A 21,601-nucleotide genomic window follows, 5' to 3' on the forward strand; every position below is an offset into this window, starting at 1 on the left:
TAAATGATAGGAAATATTACGGAGAAAAAAGTTGTTATAAATCGTGATAGCCCGAAATGATTTGGAAAAAAATTCTATCGTAAGGAGAAAAGTAGGATTATCTGTTCAAAGAGCACAGTAAATAATAGCCTACCTTCTACCGCAACCTTTAAAAGCAAGTAACTATTTGATAAATAATAAAAAATACATATTGTTATACAATAATAGTCAAGTATAACAATTGAAACAAATCACCAAATAAACTGTGCTGTCTATCACGATAGACTATGATAATCCTTTCTATTTAGCTTTGTTATCTCGTATTTGGTTAAAATACTGTTACAAAATAGCATAATTAACCATTTAATCTGTTTTTTATAAAAATAGGCGATTGATAAGATAAAGATAGATAAGGAAGTGTATAACCAAAAGAGAATACTTTTTTCGATAGAATTAAATTCTATCGTACTTCATGGATTTACTTTTCTTGAAGAAATCGCGCTACAAACAAGAAAGAAGTTATTGTCTGTAGCGCTTAGATCATAAGGAAATAAGCGGCGTGATCTTAATAACCGCGTTCTAAGATTGGTTTTAAGAATCTTGCAGTATGTGAGCCTTCAAACTCTGCAACGTGTTCTGGTGTACCTGACACTAAAATTTGGCCACCACCGCTTCCGCCTTCAGGGCCCAGATCCACAATCCAGTCGGCTGTTTTGATCACATCAAGATTGTGTTCAATCACAACAATGGTATTACCTTGGTCGCGTAACTTATGAAGCACGTCAAGTAACAGCTCAATATCAGCAAAGTGAAGCCCTGTTGTGGGCTCATCGAGAATATAGAGAGTCTGTCCCGTACCACGTTTTGACAACTCTTTTGCTAACTTAACCCGTTGCGCTTCACCGCCCGATAACGTCGTTGCTGATTGTCCCAAGCGAATATAAGAAAGGCCAACATCAATCAATGTTTGTAGCTTACGAGCCAATGCAGGCACAGCATCAAAGAACTCTCTCGCCTCTTCAATGGTCATATCTAACGCTTCGTGGATATTTTTTCCTTTGTATTTAACTTCAAGAGTTTCACGGTTATAACGCTGGCCTTTACATTGATCACAAGGTACATACACATCAGGTAAAAAATGCATTTCAACTTTTAAAACGCCATCACCTTGGCAAGCTTCACAACGCCCACCTTTTACGTTGAAACTGAACCGTCCCGGTGTATAACCACGAGTACGAGATTCAGGTACACCCGCAAATAGCTCACGAATAGGCGTAAAAACACCGGTATAAGTTGCGGGGTTTGAACGAGGAGTACGACCAATTGGGCTTTGGTTAATATCAATCACTTTATCGAAATATTCTAGCCCTTCAACATCTAAGTAAGGTGCAGGTACACTATTTGTCGCCCCATTTAATTGGCGTTGTGCGATAGGGAATAACGTATCGTTGATCAACGTTGATTTACCTGATCCTGAAACACCTGTAATACAGGTAAATAAACCTACTGGTAATTTTAGATTTACATTTTTTAGGTTATTACCTTTTGCGCCAAGAATGGTCAGCATTTTTTCGCGATCAACAGGCACTCGTTGTTCTGGAATTGCGATGCGACGTTCACCACTTAAGAATTTCCCCGTTAATGAATTCGGGTTATTAATAATATCTTCAAGCGTCCCTTGAGCGACAATTTCACCACCATGAACACCGGCACCAGGACCAATATCAATAACATGATCAGCGGCACGGATGGCATCTTCGTCATGTTCTACGACGATCACAGTGTTACCCAAATTACGCAAGTGGATCAGCGTTTCAAGTAGACGATCGTTATCTCGTTGATGTAACCCTATCGAAGGTTCATCCAATACATACATCACACCAACTAATCCCGCACCAATCTGACTGGCTAAGCGAATACGTTGAGCTTCACCACCTGATAAAGTTTCTGCAGAACGAGAAAGTGTGAGGTAATTTAATCCCACATTGACCAAAAATTTTAATCGGTCACTGATCTCTTTTAAGACTTTTTCTGCAATCTTCGCTCGCTGACCGCTCAATTTTAGATTTTGGAAAAAGGTCATGGCATGACCAATACTGTAATCTGCTATTTCAGGCAATGTGGTGTTTTCAACATACACATGGCGCGCTTCTCGGCGTAAACGTGTACCTCCACAAGAAGCACAAGAACGATTACTAATATATTTAGAAAGCTCCTCACGTACCGCACTAGATTCTGTCTCGCGGTAACGGCGTTCCATATTATTTAATACACCTTCAAAAGGATGATGACGAACAACAACATCACCACGATCGTTTGTGTATTTAAATTCAATATTCTCTTTACCTGATCCCGTTAAAATGACTTTTTGAATATTATCTGGTAACGAATTAAATGGTGCTTCAACATCAAAATGATAGTGCTCACCCAATGAGCGTAACATTTGGAAATAGTAGAAGTTACGGCGATCCCACCCTTTGATGGCACCACCAGCAAGGGAGATGTCTCTATTTTGGATCACTAATTCAGGATCAAAAAATTGCTGAACACCTAAACCATCACAAGTTGGACAAGCCCCTGCGGGGTTATTAAAAGAGAATAAACGAGGTTCTAACTCGCTCATGCTGTAGCCACAAACAGGACAAGCAAAGTTTGCAGAAAAAATAATGTCTTCTGCATTGTTATCATCCATATCAGAGATAACGGCAGTACCACCTGAAAGTTCTAACGCAGTTTCAAAAGATTCCGCTAAGCGTTGAGCCAGATCGTCACGTACTTTAAAACGGTCAATTACCACTTCAATGGTATGTTTTTTCTGTAATTCTAATGTTGGTGGATCAGAAAGATCACACACTTCGCCATCAATACGCGCACGAATATAACCTTGAGCAGCAAGATTATTGAGTAGCTTAATATGCTCACCTTTACGTTCTTTCACCACAGGTGCTAACAGAATTAAGCGCTTACCCTCTGGTTGCTCAAGTACATTATCAACCATTTGGCTCACTGTTTGAGCGGCTAATGGAATATCATGATCAGGGCAACGAGGTTCACCAACACGCGCAAATAAGAGACGTAGGTAATCGTGTATTTCGGTGATGGTTCCCACCGTTGAACGTGGGTTATGTGATGTAGATTTTTGTTCAATCGAAATAGCGGGAGATAAACCTTCAATGTGATCAACATCAGGCTTTTCCATTAACGAAAGAAACTGACGAGCATAAGCAGAAAGTGATTCAACATAACGTCGTTGCCCTTCTGCATAAAGCGTATCAAAGGCTAAAGAGGATTTACCTGAGCCTGAAAGTCCCGTAATAACAATAAGTTTATCGCGAGGAATGACCAAATTGATATTTTTTAGATTATGGGTGCGAGCGCCCCGTACTTCGATTTTATCCATGAATATATCCCGGATTGAGAGAGTCGCCGAAAAAGAAATAATCGGATAATTATGACACAAAGTTAACTGAATGGATATACAGTATATATAGTGAAATTGAATGATGATGTAAACCTGTCATTTTGAGACAAAAAAATTTCGACAATGTTCACAATTGAGAAATTCATCACACGTCATATTCAAATTTTAGCGTACGTGATAAACTTATTCGCTTATGATTTCAAAAAATTTACTTTCGCAGGAGTACCTCACATGGCGAGCAGAGGCGTAAACAAAGTTATTCTTATCGGTAATTTAGGGCAGGATCCAGAAATCCGTTATATGCCAAGTGGCGGTGCAGTTGCCAACCTAACATTGGCAACATCAGAAAGCTGGCGCGATAAACAAACCGGTGAAATGAAAGAAAAAACCGAGTGGCACCGTGTGGTAATTTTCGGCAAATTAGCGGAAATTGCAGGCGAATATCTGCGTAAAGGTTCACAAGTGTATATCGAAGGCCAATTACAAACACGTAAATGGCAAGACCAAAGCGGCCAAGACAGATATAGCACTGAAGTTGTTGTTAATATCGGCGGCACAATGCAGATGTTAGGTGGCCGTGGCGGCCAAGATAGCGCGCCATCTCAAGGTGGCCAAGGCAGTTGGGGTCAACCACAACAGCCACAAGCATCACAACAATTTAGCGGTGGTGCTCAATCTCGCCCACAACAACCCGCTGCAGCTCCAGCACCAAGCAATGAACCACCAATGGATTTTGATGACGACATTCCGTTTTAAGGTTCAGAAAAAATTATCTAAAACCATCTAAAAAATTAACCCAGCTTAGGCTGGGTTTTTTGTTACTAATGGTCAGTACATATCAACATGAAAAACTATTTCGCCCATGTGAATCAACTTGCTTTACACGATAAATTATTACGTATTTATCTCTCTTTAAAAGTACCTACTTTATATTGTTGAAAGAAAACATGTTTTTTATCGAACAGCAGATCCTGTTAAAAAGGATGTAATCCTACAGTTATTTTCACAAAACCTCACTTTACACAAAGGTTTACTCTTGAAAAATATGATAGGATCTATGTTATTAACAACGTCTGAGAGCATCTTATCCCCATGAATGAAGAGAAATTGCTCGCTCAGGCAGAAAAGATCTGCCAGAAACGAGGTGTTCGCCTGACTTCACAACGTCTGGCAGTATTACGTCTGATAATCCAGCAACCTTCTGCTATCAGCGCATATGATTTATTGGATTTATTACGCCAAGTTGAGCCTCAAGCAAAACCGCCAACAGTCTATCGCGGATTAGAGTTTTTACTTGAGCAAGGATTTATTCATAAAATAGAATCCACCAACAGTTATGTGCTTTGTCATCATTTTGATGATGTTGAACATACGTCAGTAATGCTAATTTGTGACCGTTGCTTATCTGTCACTGAAAAGAATAGTCATAAAATCGAAGATGCGATTTCATTACTAGCAAAAGAGAGTGGATTTCATTTACGACATAGCGTCATCGAAATTCATGGATTGTGTTCACAATGCCACGAAGCACAAGAGTGTACCCATCCTGAAGGTTGTCATCATGATCATAGTATGGATGATAATCTTAAGCAGAAAAAAACCGGTGACTATAAGCCACGTTGATTGAGCAACTGTCAGTAAGTCTAGACATAAAAAAATGCAGATGATTTTATGTTTTTACACATCATCTGCATCTTTTTAAAATAAGTTTTGTTGACTTACTTTGGCACAAATTACAGCCATTCGCCGTTACGAATAACCCCAACGGCTAAACCTTCCACAGTAAAGCTTTGTTCGCGTAAATCGACGATAATTGGTGAAAACTCTGGGTTTTCTGCATGAAGCTCAATTTTATTACCGCTTTTCTTGAAGCGCTTTACTGTCACTTCATCTTCAATACGCGCCACAATCACTTGCCCATTGTGAACATCTTGTGTTTTATGCACAGCAAGTAAATCACCATCCATAATACCGATATCTTTCATTGACATGCCATTAACGCGCAATAAAAAATCTGCACTTGGTTTAAATAGCATTGGGTCAACTTGATAATGGCTTTCAATATGCTCTTGCGCTAAAAGTGGTTCACCCGCCGCGACTCGCCCAATTAATGGCAATCCTTCTGGCTCTTCTTCCATTAGCAAACGGATACCTCTGGATGCACCAGAGACAATTTCTATCACGCCTTTACGAGCAAGAGCTTTTAAGTGCTCTTCTGCCGCATTTGGTGAGCGAAACCCAAGCTGGGAAGCTATTTCAGCCCGTGTTGGTGGCATACCCGTTTGCGAAATGTGATCACGAACCAAATCGTAAACCTGCTGCTGCCTTGCAGTTAATGCTTTCATTCCGCCCCCTGTTTGTTTATACAGTCAAACTGTGAGTATATACAGGTATATGACGATTTGAAACCTTAAATGAATATAAAACACGCATCTCTGGATTATTTTTCGACAAAAAGCGAAATTTTTAACTTTATGCGAAGAAATGCCCCCAAAGAATGGTTACCCAAGTAAATAATCCCAATATAATAGCAATCAGAACGGCGGCAGAACCCATATCTTTTGCACGTCCGGATAATTCATGGTATTCAGATCCAATTCGATCGACAACCGCTTCTATTGCGCTATTTACCAGTTCCAAGATCACAACCAATACAACGGAACCAATGAGTAAAATGCGCTCTAGACCACTGACATCGATGAAAAATGAAAGGATAATTGCAACCAAGGTCACAATTGCTTCTTGTCTAAAAGCGGCTTCATTAATCCAAGCGGCACGAATGCCTTTGTATGAATAGCCACCTGCTTTGATGATTCGGGTAAGACCTTTATTTTGATTAGCCATAATAAACTCTATCGAAAACAAACGATTATTTTGCCACTTTTCTCTATTAATATTGTCACAGCACCACAGATCTACGAAAGACTTTCTGTTATGCTTTCGAAGTATTGCTAATAAGAGGCTACAACTATTTATGTCAGCTTGGCGTAAACTATATTATAACACATTGAATTTACCACTAAAATTACTGGTAAAAAGCAAACGAGTTCCGACTGATCCTATCACTGAATTAGGGTTAGATACGTCGCGATCTTTCCTTTATGTTCTGCCTTATCATTCAAAGGCGGACTTACTGACATTAAGACAGCAATGTTTATCTTTAGGATTGCCTGATCCACTGCAACCCATTGAGATAGGCGGTACGAAGCTTCCTGCTTATGTCTTTATTGATGACGGCCCAAGAGTATTCCGTTACTACTCCCCCGATCCTCGTAAAGATTCCGTGAAGACATTCCACGCTTATCTTGATGCGCACCGTAATAACCCACATCTTGATATCGAGATGTTGCCAGTTTCTGTGATGTTTGGACGCTCTCCTGGTCGTGAAGGCCATAATGGTGTTCCACATTTACGCGTGCTTAACGGTATCCAAAAATTTATCGCTATCCTCTGGTTAGGTCGTGATAGTTTTGTTCGTTTTTCACCCACTGTATCAATGCGTGAAATGGCGAACGAACACGGCACGGACACGAGTATAGCGAGAAAACTTGCACGTGTTGCACGTATTCACTTTTCACGCCAGCGTTTAGCCGCTGTTGGCCCTAAATTGCCAGCACGCCAAGATCTCTTCAATAAATTGCTTTCATCAAAAGCAATTGAAAAAGCGATTGAAGATGAATCAAAAGCGAAGAAAATCTCACTTGACAAAGCGCGTAAAAATGCCACAGATATCATGGAAGAAATTGCAGCTAATTTCTCATATGAAGCAGTGCGTATTAGTGATCGCGTATTAAGTTGGACATGGAATAAGCTCTACCAAGGTATCAACGTTTATAATGCCGAACGAGTACGTAAACTCGCGCAAGATGGGCATGAAATCGTGTATGTTCCTTGTCACCGTAGCCACATGGACTACTTACTGCTTTCTTATGTACTTTACCACCAAGGTTTAGTCCCCCCACATATAGCAGCAGGTATTAACCTCAATTTCTGGCCAGCCGGCCCTATTTTCCGCCGTTTAGGGGCTTTCTTTATTCGAAGAACCTTTAAAGGTAACAAGCTTTACTCCACCATTTTTCGTGAATATTTAGGCGAGCTATTTACACGTGGCTACTCCATTGAATATTTCGTTGAAGGTGGTCGCTCTCGTACAGGTCGATTGTTAGATCCTAAAACAGGAACACTTTCAATGACGGTACAAGCCATGTTGCGTGGTGAAACACGTCCTATCTCTGTTGTTCCAATTTACATTGGTTATGAACACGTTATGGAAGTGGCAACTTATGCCAAAGAATTACGTGGCGCAACAAAAGAGAAAGAAGGCTTTATGCAGATGGTCAGAGGATTACGTAAATTACGTAACCTTGGTCAAGGCTATGTGAACTTTGGTGAGCCAATTTCTGTTGTACAATACTTAAATCAAGCTGTACCACAATGGCGTGATGATATTGACCCCATTGAGCCACAGCGCCCAAGTTGGTTAAACCCAACAGTAAGCACACTCGCTGATAACATTATGGTTCATATCAATAATGCAGCATCTATTAATGCAATCAATCTTGTTTCAACAGCTTTATTGGCATCACGTCAACGCGCACTCACGAGAGAACAACTGTTAGAGCAAATAGATTGTTATCTACAATTATTACGCAATGTGCCTTATTCGACGGATATGATTGTGTCTGATAAAAACGCTAAAGCCTTATTAGAACACGCTCTACAGTCAGATAAATTCCAAGTCGAAAAAGACAGTTTGGGTGATATTGTGGTACTCCCTCGTGAAAGCGCGGTATTAATGACTTATTACCGCAATAACACAATCCACTTAATGATCACTCCGTCATTAATTGCAAGCATCGTCTTACATCATGAAAAAATTCATCGTGATGATTTAATGAAACAAGTTGAGCTCATCTTCCCTCTTATTAAAGCGGAACTATTTATTCGTTATGAGAAAGAAGAACTCCCTGAAGTCATTAATACTTTGATTGCAGAATTGTGCCGTCAGCGCCTGATTTGTTGTGATAGTGATGGCTTACTGCGTATCAACCCAGCGCGTATTCGTCCATTACAGCTTTTAGCCGCCAGCGTCAGAGAAACACTGCAACGCTATGGCATTACACTCTCTTTACTCAATTTTGCACCTGAAATTAGCCGTGCATTATTGGAAAAAGAGAGCCGTATCTTGGCACAACGTCTTTCAGTTTTGCATGGTATCAACGCACCTGAATTCTTTGATAAAGCGGTATTCTCTACCTTAGTTTCAACGCTACGTGAAGAAGGGTATCTCAATGATAATGAAGATATCCTAAAAGCAGATGCATCTGCCCTTTACCAAGTGATTGCAAAATTAATGTCACCAGAAATTCGCTTAACCATTGAAAGCGTCGGGATCACTGAAGATAACAATTTAGTACAAACTGTTGACGAAAAAAGTGAGCCTAAAGCTGATGAATAATCAGTAAATAGCATTATGACCGAAATAGAAAAGGGATAAGCTCATTGCTTATCCCTTTTTATTTCTACTCAATACTAGAGAATACTTTAGCGCTTATTTATCTTAAAAATAACTAAATAAAATACCCGCAAATAAAACAAAACCAACATAGTTATTATTCATAAAAGCTTGGAAACACGGCGCTCTTTCACGCTCTGCAATAAGCTTCTGTTGATAAATAAACAGAGCTGTGACTAACAATAGCGACCAGTAGTAGATACCTTTCAAATTCAGCAAAATACCAATACCCACTAATAATGCCAGCATCACCAGTTGTAAAATACCGATAATAATTTTGTCATAACGACCGAATAAAATAGCAGTAGATTTAACCCCTATTTTTATATCATCATTACGATCAACCATTGCATATTGCGTATCGTAAATAACAGACCAGACAATATTAACCAGGAATAATAGCCAGCACACTAACGGCAAAGTTTCAGAAACGGCGGCAAATCCCATTGGAATTGACCAGCCAAAAGCCATACCTAAAATAAGCTGAGGTAAGTTACTAAACCGTTTAACGAAAGGATAAAACCACGCCAGTGCAAGCCCTGCCACAGAGAGCCAAATAGTCATGGTGTTAAGTGTTAGAACTAATGCAAATGACAAGAGTACCAAAACGATAAATAAGATTTTGCTCTCTTTTTCTGTCACTGCCCCACTAGGTAATGGTCTATTTTTAGTTCGTTCAACACTGCCATCAATTTTTCGGTCAGCAAAGTCGTTTATTACACACCCAGCGGCACGCATAGAGAACACGCCAATAGTAAAGACAATCAGAATATGCCAATCTGGAAAGCCTTTAGCAGCAATCCACAAAGCCCAATAAGTTGGCCAAAGTAGTAATAGCGCTCCGATAGGTTTATCTATACGCATTAAACGGCTATATGCTTGCCATTTACTTTGCGTCATACTTCCCTCCAATTTTAGCTCCCCTTAATTACTTCTCATAAACTGGTGATGCAGGTAGAAACATCTCGGTTAATAATAAAGGTTTATCTGAAAGCTGAAAACGAGAACGGCGTAACCAATACCCATTTTGTTGCCCGATATGAATAAAATCACGACTTAAGGTTGTTTCCTGAAACAGATAACGCCCAAGTGGAACGGTTCTTAGATTGACCAGTTTTCTGTCTTCGCCTGTCAATGTCTCTTCTGGCACTAACGTCCGCCCTAATAACCAAGGAATATCATCACCACACAATACCACTTCTCTTAACCAATAACGCTGACTTTTGGGTAAACACGCTCTTTCGTCAGCGGGTTCAATAAAGTCAACAAATCCTTCTTGGTAAGGCATTACAGTGACTTTATTACAATATTGCTCAAAACGTCGAGTCATCGAGCCTAATTCCATTAACCAACTTAATGTACTTTCTTTAATACTTTCGTGTTCCTCATTAGGTAACCAATGGATAGGAGCGGGAGTAATTATTGATTTTTTGAACATTATTTCATCATCACGCGTTGATGATCCTAGCTTGTGCGATTTATTATTCATAAGGATATCATGATGTGACTAAGGGAAGTTAAAAGCTGATAACATTTCGCATAAATAATCTAAAAAAGCGTTAAAAGAAAATTAGATTGAGCACGAAACATTCGAAAAATAAAGGAGGCCATAAAAACCTCCTTTGTATCTAACCGACTACTTATATTCAGTTTATTCGATTAACGCCATGCTTTATAACGATTAATCAGATTATTTGTTGAGCTATCATGGCTGTTAACACTTTCCTTACCTTCTAATTCAGGAAGAATGCGGTTAGCTAGCTGTTTACCTAATTCAACACCCCATTGGTCAAACGTGAAGATATTGAAAATAACACCTTGTACAAAGATCTTATGTTCATACATGGCAATCAATGCACCCAATGAATAAGGCGTAATTTCTTTTAATAAAATAGAGTTTGTTGGTCGATTACCTTCAAATACTTTAAAAGGTGCAACATAGTCCATGGTTTTAGGATCTTTTCCTGCTGCGGCAAATTCAGCATCAACTTGCTCACGAGTTTTACCAAAAGCGAGTGCTTCTGTTTGAGCAAAAAAGTTAGACATCAGTTTTGCATGATGATCAGATAGAGGATTATGGCTAATTGCAGGTGCAATAAAATCACAAGGGATAATTTTTGTACCTTGATGGATCAGTTGATAAAACGCATGTTGGCCATTTGTACCCGGTTCGCCCCAAATAATAGGCCCTGTTTGGTAACTGACTTTATTTCCATCGCGATCAATATACTTACCATTTGACTCCATATTGCCTTGTTGGAAGTAAGCAGCAAAACGATGCATGTACTGATCGTATGGCAGAATCGCTTCAGTTTCTGTACCAAAAAAATTGTTATACCAAATGCCAATCAGTGCAAGGATTGTTGGGATGTTATTTTCAGCATCAGCGGTTCTAAAGTGGTTATCCATTGCATGAGCACCTTCCAGTAATTGCTCAAAGTTGTCATAACCAACAGATAACGCGATAGATAAACCAATTGCTGACCATAATGAATAACGACCACCGACCCAATCCCAAAACTCAAACATGTTAGCCGTATCAATACCAAATTTTTCAACTTCGGTGCTATTCGTAGATAACGCGACGAAATGTTTAGCGACAAAAGCACTCTCTTTCGCTGATGCTAAGAACCAATCTCTTGCTGAATGCGCATTTGTCATGGTCTCTTGTGTGGTAAATGTTTTTGACGCAATTAAGAATAATGTCGTTTCGGGATCACATTTTTTCAGTGTTTCGGCAATATGTGTACCATCAACATTCGAAACGAAATGCATAGTAAGGTGGTTTTTATACGGACGTAATGCTTCTGTTACCATATAAGGGCCGAGATCGGACCCACCGATACCAATATTTACAACATCAGTAATTGCTTTGCCTGTATAACCTTTCCATTCGCCACTAATAATACGTTCACTGAACTGTTTCATTTTATTCAGCACGGCATTAACTTCTGGCATGACATCTTTGCCATCAACGATGACGGGAGTATTGCTACGATTACGTAATGCGGTATGCAATACAGCACGATCTTCAGTACGGTTGATTTTTTCACCCGTAAACATGCTATGTATCGCACCTTCTACGTCACATTCCTTAGCCAAAGCCTGCAATTTATCTAATGTTTCTTTCGTAATACGGTTTTTTGAAAAATCCACTAGAATTTGGTCTGAAAATACTTTTGAAAATTGCTCAAAGCGTGATGGTTCCTGAGCAAAAAGTGTTTTCATCTCGGTATCTTTGATAACCGAAAAATGGTTTTCTAATGCCTTCCAGGCGAGTGTTTGGGTTGGGTTTACATTTTTCATTCACAATACTCTCTTAAGATTACAATCTGATATTCTCAGATTGTAGCCTGACATTTAATAGTTACAGTCAATTCTTTCTCATTTGATGATATTGGTCAAAACCATTCAACAAATCTAGTACTAATTACTTTCATAGGTAAAACCGATAATGCAGAGCTGATTATTAATTAAATTGATTATTCTTCACTCTACATTGACTCTCTACTTAATAACCGATATTTCTAAGTTGTGTCCAACATCTCATTTTTGCCTAAAGGAATACGACAATGACTGATAATACTGCTACGCCTTCATCTGCATCATCGCCATACACTATCGCTAAATTTGGTGGCACTAGTGTTGCTAACTATTCAGCAATGGAAAAGTGTGCAGATATTATTCTTAAACAAAAATCAGTTCGTGTCGTCGTTCTTTCGGCATCTGCGGGAATAACTAATTTATTAATTGAACTTGCATCAGGGACTGAACTTTCACAACGAGAAGCTTTACTCTCACAAGTGCGTGATATTGAGTATGCGATTATCAATCAGCTTTCTCAGCCAGAAATTATTTCTCAAGAAATAAATCGCCTGCTTGAGAATATTGAGATGCTCTCAGAAGCAGCGTCACTTGCCACATCTGATGCATTAACAGATGAATTAGTCAGCCACGGTGAATTAATGTCAACATTGCTCTTTGTTGAACTATTGCGTGAAAAAGGTGTACAAGCAGACTGGTTTGATGTCAGAAAAGTGATGAAAACCAACGATCTGTTTTGCCATGCTGAACCCGATATGATGCAATTAACAGAGCTCACACAAAGCCTTATTCAACCTCGTTTAGAGGAAACAGTGATTGTCACACAAGGCTTTATTGGTCAAGAGCCAAAAGGTAGAACAACAACGCTAGGTCGTGGTGGTAGTGATTATACGGCTGCTCTGATTGGTGAGGCGCTGGGAATGTCTCGTGTAGATATCTGGACAGATGTACCAGGCATTTACAGCACTGACCCAAGAATAGTGCCAGAGGCGCATCGTATCGATCAAATCGCTTTTGATGAAGCGGCTGAAATGGCAACTTTTGGCGCTAAAATTTTGCATCCTGCGACATTATTACCCGCAGTTCGTAGTGGTATTCCTGTATTTGTTGGCTCAAGTAAAGCCCCCGAAGAAGGTGGCACATTAGTTTGTGCTCAAACAGAAAATCCACCTGTATTTCGCGCGATTGCGCTACGTAGAAAACAAACTTTACTCACGTTACATAGCCTGAAAATGCTTCATGCACGCGGTTTTTTAGCAGAAATATTTACTATTTTATCGCGTCATCATATCTCTGTTGATGTGATAACCACATCTGAAGTAAGCATTGCGTTAACCCTCGATACAACAGGTACCACCAGCGCATCAGGTAGTTTATTAACCAATGCGCTCTTAACGGAACTATCCGCATTATGTCGTGTTGAAGTAGAAGAAAATTTGGCTCTGGTTGCGATTATCGGTAATTCACTCTCACAAGTGAATGGCTTAGGAAGCCAGATTTTTGGCGCATTAGAAGATTACAATATTCGGATGATCAGCCATGGTGCAAGTACTCACAATTTATGCTTATTAGTTGATGGCAAAGATGCGGATAATATTGTGCGTAAATTACATGATACACTGTTTTAATTAATGACTAATTTCAAGATATAGAAGAGAGATAAGACATTATTTCTCTTCTACTTTTCATACGTTACATTAAAAATATTTTATTTTTAATACACTCGATAACCGCCATATTTTTTCGCAAATTGGTTAAATTTACCAAAATCAATTAAAGCAATTTCTAAAGAACGATGAGCTAGATGAGACATCTTTGCAATTTTCTCAACAAAAACTCGGTTATCTTCTAGTAACTTAGCGGTAAGCGTAGCTGCAATGATTTCACACTCATTCGGAGTGACAATCCAACCATCATTAGTGGCAAATTTATGAATAGGAATATGACCTTCTTTGTCACTTTCTTTGGCTAATAACGCCTCTTCCTCTTTCATTGCCTGCTTAAATAACACGATTTCTTCTTCAACAGGCTCTGGAGAAGTAGGAATTTTATGATAAATATAGTCTCCAACTTCTTCAATTCGTGCAGGCGTCATTTCTGCTTTTAGCCAAATATTGTCAAATGCTTTTTCGTCTAAAATTGCCTCTGTATCTAAACTTCCTGTTAATTGCATCAGATTTAAAAAAGCATTAATTAAAACTTCACTTAATGGATAATTCCCTTTTGCTAAAGAAGGAAACGGCACCTCAACGCCAGCAGGTGGGGTTTTCTGAAGGTACAAAGTATAGTTCATCGTCATGTCCTTTTTTCTGATACAGGCTTATAGCTTATACACCTTTAATGGGAACTGCGAGAGGAAATAACAAGGGGATATCGCTATCCCCTCTAGATTATTATATTGTTGAAGATCTTAGAATAAAGACAAATTAAGACTCATACCCTAAATTAGGCGCTAACCAACGTTCAACTTCACTAACACTCATCCCTCGACGTTTTGCGTAATCGTCAACCTGATCTTTTTGAATTTGAGCAACTGCAAAATATTTACTTTCAGGATGACTAAAATACCAACCGGATACTGAAGCACCTGGCCACATTGCATAAGCATCTGTTAGCTTCATACCAATACGATTTTCAACATCAAGCAGTTGCCAAATTTTGGCTTTTTCTGTGTGTTCAGGACAAGCCGGATATCCTGGTGCAGGTCGTGTTCCTTGATATTTTTCTCGAATAAGCTCGTCATTAGAGAGAGCTTCATCAGGGTTATATCCCCAAATTTTTGTTCTCACTTGTTGGTGAAGGTATTCCGCAAAAGCTTCAGCAAGACGGTCTGATAGTGCTTTCACCATAATCTTATTGTAATCATCATGAGCATTATCATAAGCATTGGCGAGCGTGTCTTCTTCTAACCCTCCTGTTACAGCAAAAGCACCGAAATAGTCAGGAACACCACTTTCTACAGGAGCAATAAAATCGGCTAAACAGTAGTTAGGAAACTCTTTTTTCTCTGTCTGCTGACGTAAATGGCAGCTATATAACAACGGTTGTTGCCTAGTTTCATCGCGATAAATCACAATATCATCACCAACACGATTTGCAGGAAATAACCCAACAATTCCTTTTGGTGTTAATAATTTTTCGCGACTTAATTTATCCAGCATCGCATTTGCATCGGCAAATACACGTTTTGCTTCTTCGCCCACCACGTCATCTTCTAAAATTCGAGGATATTTACCCGCTAAAGACCACGTCATAAAGAAAGGTGTCCAATCGATATACTCACGCAAGGTTTCAATACTTGCAGAGATCTCCTGCACGCCTAATTGATTAGGCTTTGGTGGTATGTAATTTTGCCAATCAATTTGTAGCGCATTCTGTCGTGCAGCTTCTAAAGAAACAGGAGGCGTACGAGGTTTTTTTCTGGCATATTGCTGGCGTACGACTTCATATTCGCGCCGTGTTTTTGCAACAAAATCCGCTTTTTGTGTTTCAGATAATAGTGCGGCAACAACACCTACAGTTCTCGATGCATTTTGTACATAAACGGTAGGATGACTGTAATTGGGTTCTATTTTTACTGCCGTATGCGCTTTAGATGTTGTTGCTCCACCAATCATTAATGGTAAAGAAAAACCGCGCCTTTCCATCTCCTTAGCAACATTCACCATCTCATCCAGTGAAGGTGTGATCAGCCCTGAAAGACCAATAATATCGACTTTTTCATCAATTGCTGTTTGCAAAATTTTATCGCAAGGCACCATCACACCTAAATCGATAATTTCGTAGTTATTGCACTGTAAAACAACTCCGACAATATTTTTACCAATATCGTGAACATCCCCTTTTACGGTAGCGAGTAAAATTTTACCTGCAGAAGTACCTGCTTGTTTTGTCGCTTGAATATAAGGTTCGAGATAAGCAACCGCTTGTTTCATCACACGAGCTGATTTCACAACTTGGGGTAAAAACATTTTGCCTTCGCCAAACAAATCACCCACTGTATTCATACCATTCATCAATGGCCCTTCGATGACTTCAATTGGGCTTGATGCTTGTTGACGACAAGCTTCCGTATCTTCAACAATAAATTCGGTGATCCCTTTTACTAACGCGTATTCTAAGCGTTTTTCTACATCCCATTGTCGCCATTCTGCTAACTGATGATTTTGCTCATCACTTTTACTACCGCGATAACGCTCAGCAAGTGCTAATAAATTGTCGGTGCTCTCTTCATGGCGATTTAAAATGACGTCTTCAACCGCATTACGCAGTTCATCCGGTAATGAGTCGTAAATGGCAAGTTGCCCTGCATTCACAATTCCCATATCCATACCATTTTTGACGGCATAATAGAGAAAAACGGAGTGAATAGCCTCACGAACAGGATCGTTACCCCGAAATGAGAATGAAACGTTAGAGACCCCACCAGAAATTAAGGCATAAGGTAGTTGAGATTTAATATCTGCACAAACTTCAATAAAATCAACAGCATAATTATTATGTTCAGCAATACCAGTTGCAACGGCAAAAATATTAGGATCAAAAATAATATCTTCAGGTGGAAAACCTGCTTGCTCTGTGAGTAGTTGATAAGCTCGGCGACAAATTTCGATTTTACGCTCTCGAGTATCCGCTTGCCCCACTTCATCAAACGCCATAACAACGACAGCGGCACCATATTTACGTACTAATTTAGCGTGTTCAAGAAAAGGTATTTCTCCTTCTTTCATCGAAATAGAGTTAACAATACCTTTGCCTTGAATGCATTTTAGTCCCTCTTCTATTACTTCCCATTTTGAAGAGTCAATCATCACCGGAACCTTGGCAATATCAGGCTCACCGGCAATAAGATTGAGAAAACGAGTCATAGCTTCCACCGCATCTAACATGCCTTCATCCATGTTGATATCGATGATTTGAGCACCATTTTCAACTTGCTGACGTGCAACATCCAATGCTTCTTGGTAATTGCCTTCTTTTATCAAGCGCTTAAATTTCGCGGAACCTGTGACGTTAGTTCGTTCCCCCACATTTACAAACAGTGAATTATCATCAATCACTAAAGGCTCTAAACCTGAAAGGCGACATGCTTTTTTAATAGTCGGTAATACTCTTGGTGCGATACCTTCTACTGCTTGTGAAATGGCAAGAATATGTGCAGGTGTTGTTCCACAACATCCCCCTACAATATTGAGAAAACCCGCTTGCGCCCATTCTTTAATTTGCTCAGCCATTTCTTGGGCATCTAAATCATAGCCTCCAAATGCATTAGGCAAACCAGCATTAGGGTGAGCACTAACATAAGTTTCAGAAATTTGTGAAAGTGTTTGAATATATTGACGTAATTCTTTAGGCCCTAACGCGCAGTTTAGACCAAATGAGAGCGCATCAGCATGACGTAAAGAGTGGTAGAACGCTTCTGTTATTTGCCCTGTTAAGGTTCTCCCTGATGCATCTGTAATGGTGCCAGATATCATCACAGGTAATTCAATATTGAGCGATTCAAATTCACATTTAATCGCAAAAATAGCGGCTTTCGCGTTTAGTGTGTCGAAAATAGTTTCGACCATAATTAAATCAACGCCGCCTTTAATTAATCCGCGCGTTGCTTCTCGATAAGCTTCCACCAGCTTATCAAACGAAACATTACGAAAAGCTGGATCATTAACATCTGGGGATATAGATGCTGTTCTGTTTGTTGGCCCTAACACACCCGCGACATAACGCGGTTTATCAGGTGTTAAAGCACTCCATTTATCTGCACAGGCTTTTGCTAATTTTGCAGCCTCTTCATTTAGCTCGAAACAGAGTGACTCCATGTGATAATCAGCCATCGCAATGGAAGTTGAGTTAAAGGTATTGGTTTCAACAATATCAGCACCCGCTTGAAAATAAGCATCATGTATATCCGCAATAATCTGGGGCTGTGTTAACACTAAAAGATCATTATTTCCTTTAACATCACAATTCCAATCAGCAAAACGTTCACCTCGATAATCAGCTTCTGTTAGTTGATATTGCTGGATCATTGTCCCCATTGCGCCATCAAGTACTAAGATGCGTTTTTCTAATGCTTCCACCAGTTGTTGTTTTATGTTTGCCACGTTGCTTCCTCTTAATCGAGAATGTTTTTATTCTTATTTCTTTATTTTTCTTTCGTTGTTTTTTTATCCTACCATATCTTTTTGCAAAGATTTCTAAGACGAAGATGAGAGATTTTCACTTAGTGATAAATACTTTTAATAAATATTTCTTATCACACATATTGTTTTGAAAAATGCAGTGATCGGAGGAGTTTTATTACACGGGATAGTTCATAATAGATACTAATATGGATAGCATTTCTGGAGTGTATACATGACAGTTTCCCCTACAAATAAAAAAGTGCGTAAGACGAAAACAACTGCCACTCAAAGCACTACACAAGGAGGCCCCGTTCAGTCATTAAGTCGAGGACTGACATTATTGGAATATATTTCCGAATCTCCGGGTGGTATCGCCCTAACCGATCTCGCCTTTCAAGCTGGATTACCTAATTCCACAACACACCGCTTACTCACGACACTTCAGCAACATGGTTTTGTCCGTCAAGTTGGCGATTTAGGATTGTGGGTTGTTGGTACACACGCCTTTATTGTTGGCAGTAGCTTTCTACAAACTCGTAATCTTTTGGTCATGGTGCATCCTATTTTGCGTCAGTTGATGGAAGATTCTGGTGAAACCGTCAATCTGGCTATTCTTGACCAAATTGAATTTGATGCCGTGATTGTCGATCAAGTGCAATGTAATGCGCTAATGAGAATGTCGGCGCCTATTGGCGGTAAATTACCGATGCACGCATCCGGTGCGGGTAAAGCGTTCCTTTCTACGTTGCCAGAAAATAAATTACTGCCTTTGCTCCAGAAAAAAGGCTTAATGGCTTATACACCTCACACCCGAACACTCCCTTCTTCACTAAAAGAAAACTTAGAGCAAGCCCGTAAACAAGGTTTTTCTTTCGATGATGAAGAGCATGCTTTAGGCTTACGCTGTATTGGTGCTTGTATTTATGATGAACACCACCAGCCTTTTGCAGCAATTTCACTTTCAGGCCCGGTTTCTAGAATGACTGATTCACGTATCACTGAATTAGGCGCAATGGTTATCAAAGCAGCAAAACAAATTAGCCGTGAATATGGTGGGGTAAAAAGCTGATCCTCTCTTTCACCTTCCTCATTACCAAACAATGAGGAAGGAACTCCTTAATTAAACCGATTCAGCTTTTTAAAAAGACAGAGTTTCGGCTTTATATTCGTTAAATATTAAAAAACTGTTATTTATCACCTAAAAAAATTGATGTTGATCACAGATGTTGTTTAAGACGCATTAAGAGTATTGCAACTCTTCTTGTTACCCGTAACAATGTTACCGGTAACAAATACTATAGCTAAATTCAAATACTCTCTTTTCATAGCCAATAGTAACGCTCATCACCCTGTGTGAATAAAGGAAGCATCATTATGAACCCTAAAAACCATGACCCAATTCAGAACGACTTTGTTCCGCTTAATGAGACAGTAAAACAGGTGACTGAGCGCATTATTGCTCGCTCACATGTAACTCGTCGTGCTTATCTGAAAAAAATCGAAGCCGCAAAAAGCCAAACTGTACATCGTGCTCAATTGGCTTGTGGTAATTTGGCTCATGGTTTCGCTGCTTGTCAGGCTGACGACAAAAATCGCCTGAAAAATATGGTTCATAATGATATTGCCATTATCACGGCTTACAATGATATGTTGTCGGCTCATCAGCCATATGAAAATTATCCTCAAAAAATTAAAAAAGCATTACATGCTGTTGGTGCTGTAGGACAAGTAGCAGGCGGTGTTCCGGCAATGTGCGACGGAGTCACTCAGGGACAAGATGGTATGGAGTTATCGCTCCTGAGTCGTGATGTGATTGCAATGTCAGCGGCAGTTGGTTTATCCCATAATATGTTTGATGGGGCACTCTATTTAGGGATCTGCGATAAAATTGTTCCCGGACTGACGATGGCAGCGCTCTCTTTTGGTCATCTTCCTGCGATTTTTGTTCCCGCAGGCCCTATGACTAGCGGTTTACCCAATAAAGAAAAAGTCCGTATTCGCCAACTCTATGCTGAAGGTAAAGTAGATCGCCATGCTTTATTAGAAGCCGAAGCAGCGTCTTACCATAGCATTGGTACCTGCACCTTTTACGGTACAGCGAACTCAAATCAGATGGTCATGGAAATGATGGGATTACATCTACCTGGCGCTTCTTTTGTCCATCCAAATACACCATTGCGTGATGCATTAACAGATGCTGCGGCAAGTCAGATTGTACGATTGACAGAAAACTCAGGTAATTATCTTCCTATCGGTCAGTTAGTTGATGAAAAAGTCATTGTTAATGGCATTATTGCGCTACTCACAACAGGTGGTTCAACTAACCTCACTATGCACTTAGTCGCCATGGCACGCGCAGCTGGCATTATCATTAATTGGGATGATTTCTCTGAACTTTCTCAAGTTGTGCCACTTATTGCTCGTATTTATCCTAATGGCCCTGCCGATATCAATCAGTTTCAAGCAGCAGGTGGTATTGCACTGATTATTCGTGAACTACTGAAAAAAGGCTTAATTCATCGTGATGTCAATACTGTTGCAGGGTTTGGCATTGAGCGTTATACCTTAGAACCTTGGTTAAATGAGGGTAAACTGGATTGGCGCGAAGGTACAACGAGCTCTTTAGATAAAGATGTCATTGCTGATATCAATACACCATTCTCATCCCATGGTGGTACACAAGTGATGCAGGGTAATTTAGGTCGAGCTGTAATGAAAACTTCTGCCGTACCTGATGAAAATAAAATTATTGAAGCCCCTGCTGTGGTGTTTAATAGCCAACATGATATTGCCGCTAAATTTGAAACCGGTGAGCTAAATAAAGATTGTGTGGTTGTTGTGCGTTATCAAGGACCACAAGCTAACGGTATGCCTGAATTGCATAAGCTGATGCCACCTTTAGGTGTATTAATGGATAAAGGTTATAAAGTAGCATTAGTGACAGATGGTCGACTTTCAGGGGCTTCAGGTAAAGTTCCCGCTGCAATTCATGTTACACCAGAGGCTGTAAATAGCGGTTTATTAGCCAAAGTACGTGATGGTGATATCATTCGTGTTAATGGTAAAACAGGTGAGTTAACACTCCTTGTTGATGAACAAACACTCAATGCTCGCCAAGATAAGATGCCTGATTTAAGTGCGAACGATATAGGCTGTGGCCGTGAACTGTTTGTGAATTTGCGTCGTCATTTATCCGGAGCTGAACAAGGTGCTTGTTGTATTGATTTTTAATGGCAA

Annotated in this window: 14 protein-coding genes; 6 read left to right on the top strand and 8 right to left on the bottom strand. The window is 39.7% G+C overall.

All coding sequences use genetic code 11. The features are described from left to right. Positions 1–544 precede the first annotated feature (544 nt). Positions 545–3,379 carry an excinuclease ABC subunit UvrA gene (gene uvrA, locus DK861_RS11115; RefSeq protein WP_109400128.1) on the bottom strand — a complete coding sequence of 945 codons (2,835 nt, stop codon included), beginning with the start codon at positions 3,377–3,379 and terminating at the stop codon, positions 545–547. Positions 3,380–3,631: 252 nt separating this feature from the next. On the opposite strand from uvrA, the gene ssb1 reads away from it, so the two are divergent. Beyond that, positions 3,632–4,156: a single-stranded DNA-binding protein SSB1 gene (gene ssb1 / locus DK861_RS11120; RefSeq protein ID WP_109400129.1), complete on the top strand. Its 525-nt coding sequence runs from the start codon at positions 3,632–3,634 to the stop codon at positions 4,154–4,156. 336 nt (positions 4,157–4,492) lie between these two features. Next, complete coding sequence (gene zur, locus DK861_RS11125; RefSeq protein WP_006536370.1) at positions 4,493–5,023, top strand: zinc uptake transcriptional repressor Zur; 531 nt, start codon at positions 4,493–4,495, stop codon at positions 5,021–5,023. A gap of 110 nt (positions 5,024–5,133) precedes the next feature. On the opposite strand, the gene lexA is transcribed toward zur, so the two are convergent. Beyond that, entirely contained in the window at positions 5,134–5,745 is a 612-nt protein-coding gene (gene lexA / locus DK861_RS11130; RefSeq protein ID WP_023583074.1) for a transcriptional repressor LexA, read from the bottom strand. A gap of 127 nt (positions 5,746–5,872) precedes the next feature. Further along, the gene (locus DK861_RS11135) at positions 5,873–6,244 is read right to left on the bottom strand and encodes a diacylglycerol kinase (RefSeq protein WP_006536373.1); all 372 of its coding nucleotides are present in this window, start codon (positions 6,242–6,244) and stop codon (positions 5,873–5,875) included. A 130-nt stretch (positions 6,245–6,374) separates the two neighbouring features. Here DK861_RS11135 and plsB point away from each other — a divergent pair, with 130 nt between their 5' ends. Beyond that, a complete protein-coding gene (gene plsB, locus DK861_RS11140; RefSeq protein WP_109400130.1) occupies positions 6,375–8,858 on the top strand; it encodes a glycerol-3-phosphate 1-O-acyltransferase PlsB in 2,484 nt (827 codons plus the stop codon). A gap of 102 nt (positions 8,859–8,960) precedes the next feature. On the opposite strand, the gene ubiA is transcribed toward plsB, so the two are convergent. The 3 genes from ubiA to pgi form a co-directional block, all read right to left on the bottom strand. Beyond that, the gene (gene ubiA, locus DK861_RS11145) at positions 8,961–9,815 is read right to left on the bottom strand and encodes a 4-hydroxybenzoate octaprenyltransferase (protein WP_006536376.1); all 855 of its coding nucleotides are present in this window, start codon (positions 9,813–9,815) and stop codon (positions 8,961–8,963) included. A 28-nt stretch (positions 9,816–9,843) separates the two neighbouring features. Continuing rightward, on the bottom strand, positions 9,844–10,353 hold the full coding sequence (gene ubiC, locus DK861_RS11150) for a chorismate lyase (protein ID WP_072065203.1): 510 nt from the start codon (positions 10,351–10,353) through the stop codon (positions 9,844–9,846). A gap of 221 nt (positions 10,354–10,574) precedes the next feature. Beyond that, the gene (gene pgi / locus DK861_RS11155) at positions 10,575–12,221 is read right to left on the bottom strand and encodes a glucose-6-phosphate isomerase (RefSeq protein WP_109400131.1); all 1,647 of its coding nucleotides are present in this window, start codon (positions 12,219–12,221) and stop codon (positions 10,575–10,577) included. 266 nt (positions 12,222–12,487) lie between these two features. Between pgi and lysC the strand changes: the two genes are divergently transcribed. Beyond that, positions 12,488–13,867, top strand: a complete 1,380-nt coding sequence (gene lysC, locus DK861_RS11160; RefSeq protein WP_109400132.1) for a lysine-sensitive aspartokinase 3 — start codon at positions 12,488–12,490, stop codon at positions 13,865–13,867. Between the two features lie 86 nt (positions 13,868–13,953). Here the strand turns inward: lysC and DK861_RS11165 are convergent, their stop codons facing one another. Continuing rightward, positions 13,954–14,532: a hypothetical protein gene (locus DK861_RS11165; RefSeq protein ID WP_237612576.1), complete on the bottom strand. Its 579-nt coding sequence runs from the start codon at positions 14,530–14,532 to the stop codon at positions 13,954–13,956. A 133-nt stretch (positions 14,533–14,665) separates the two neighbouring features. Continuing rightward, positions 14,666–18,343 (bottom strand): methionine synthase, encoded by a 3,678-nt coding sequence (gene metH / locus DK861_RS11170; RefSeq protein WP_109400134.1) that lies wholly within the window; start codon positions 18,341–18,343, stop codon positions 14,666–14,668. Between the two features lie 253 nt (positions 18,344–18,596). Between metH and iclR the strand changes: the two genes are divergently transcribed. Together iclR and edd are read left to right on the top strand one after the other, a co-directional pair. Beyond that, on the top strand, positions 18,597–19,433 hold the full coding sequence (gene iclR, locus DK861_RS11175; protein ID WP_109400135.1) for a glyoxylate bypass operon transcriptional repressor IclR: 837 nt from the start codon (positions 18,597–18,599) through the stop codon (positions 19,431–19,433). A 305-nt stretch (positions 19,434–19,738) separates the two neighbouring features. Continuing rightward, positions 19,739–21,595 (top strand): phosphogluconate dehydratase, encoded by a 1,857-nt coding sequence (gene edd, locus DK861_RS11180; protein WP_109400136.1) that lies wholly within the window; start codon positions 19,739–19,741, stop codon positions 21,593–21,595. The last annotated feature ends 6 nt before the right edge of the window (positions 21,596–21,601 follow it).

The sequence above is a fragment of the Proteus sp. TJ1640 genome, from assembly GCF_003144445.1.
Taxonomy (GTDB): domain Bacteria; phylum Pseudomonadota; class Gammaproteobacteria; order Enterobacterales; family Enterobacteriaceae; genus Proteus; species Proteus penneri.

Excerpts from the sequence above, each read along its gene's own strand:
- lysC (WP_109400132.1), top strand. The coding sequence starts at position 12,488 with ATGACTGATAATACTGCTACGCCTTCATCTGCATCATCGCCATACACT.
- ubiC (WP_072065203.1), bottom strand. The coding sequence starts at position 10,353 with ATGTTCAAAAAATCAATAATTACTCCCGCTCCTATCCATTGGTTACCT.
- zur (WP_006536370.1), top strand. The coding sequence starts at position 4,493 with ATGAATGAAGAGAAATTGCTCGCTCAGGCAGAAAAGATCTGCCAGAAA.
- iclR (WP_109400135.1), top strand. The coding sequence starts at position 18,597 with ATGACAGTTTCCCCTACAAATAAAAAAGTGCGTAAGACGAAAACAACT.
- ubiA (WP_006536376.1), bottom strand. The coding sequence starts at position 9,815 with ATGACGCAAAGTAAATGGCAAGCATATAGCCGTTTAATGCGTATAGAT.
- lexA (WP_023583074.1), bottom strand. The coding sequence starts at position 5,745 with ATGAAAGCATTAACTGCAAGGCAGCAGCAGGTTTACGATTTGGTTCGT.
- pgi (WP_109400131.1), bottom strand. The coding sequence starts at position 12,221 with ATGAAAAATGTAAACCCAACCCAAACACTCGCCTGGAAGGCATTAGAA.
- DK861_RS11135 (WP_006536373.1), bottom strand. The coding sequence starts at position 6,244 with ATGGCTAATCAAAATAAAGGTCTTACCCGAATCATCAAAGCAGGTGGC.
- DK861_RS11165 (WP_237612576.1), bottom strand. The coding sequence starts at position 14,532 with ATGAACTATACTTTGTACCTTCAGAAAACCCCACCTGCTGGCGTTGAG.
- ssb1 (WP_109400129.1), top strand. The coding sequence starts at position 3,632 with ATGGCGAGCAGAGGCGTAAACAAAGTTATTCTTATCGGTAATTTAGGG.
- uvrA (WP_109400128.1), bottom strand. The coding sequence starts at position 3,379 with ATGGATAAAATCGAAGTACGGGGCGCTCGCACCCATAATCTAAAAAAT.
- plsB (WP_109400130.1), top strand. The coding sequence starts at position 6,375 with ATGTCAGCTTGGCGTAAACTATATTATAACACATTGAATTTACCACTA.
- edd (WP_109400136.1), top strand. The coding sequence starts at position 19,739 with ATGAACCCTAAAAACCATGACCCAATTCAGAACGACTTTGTTCCGCTT.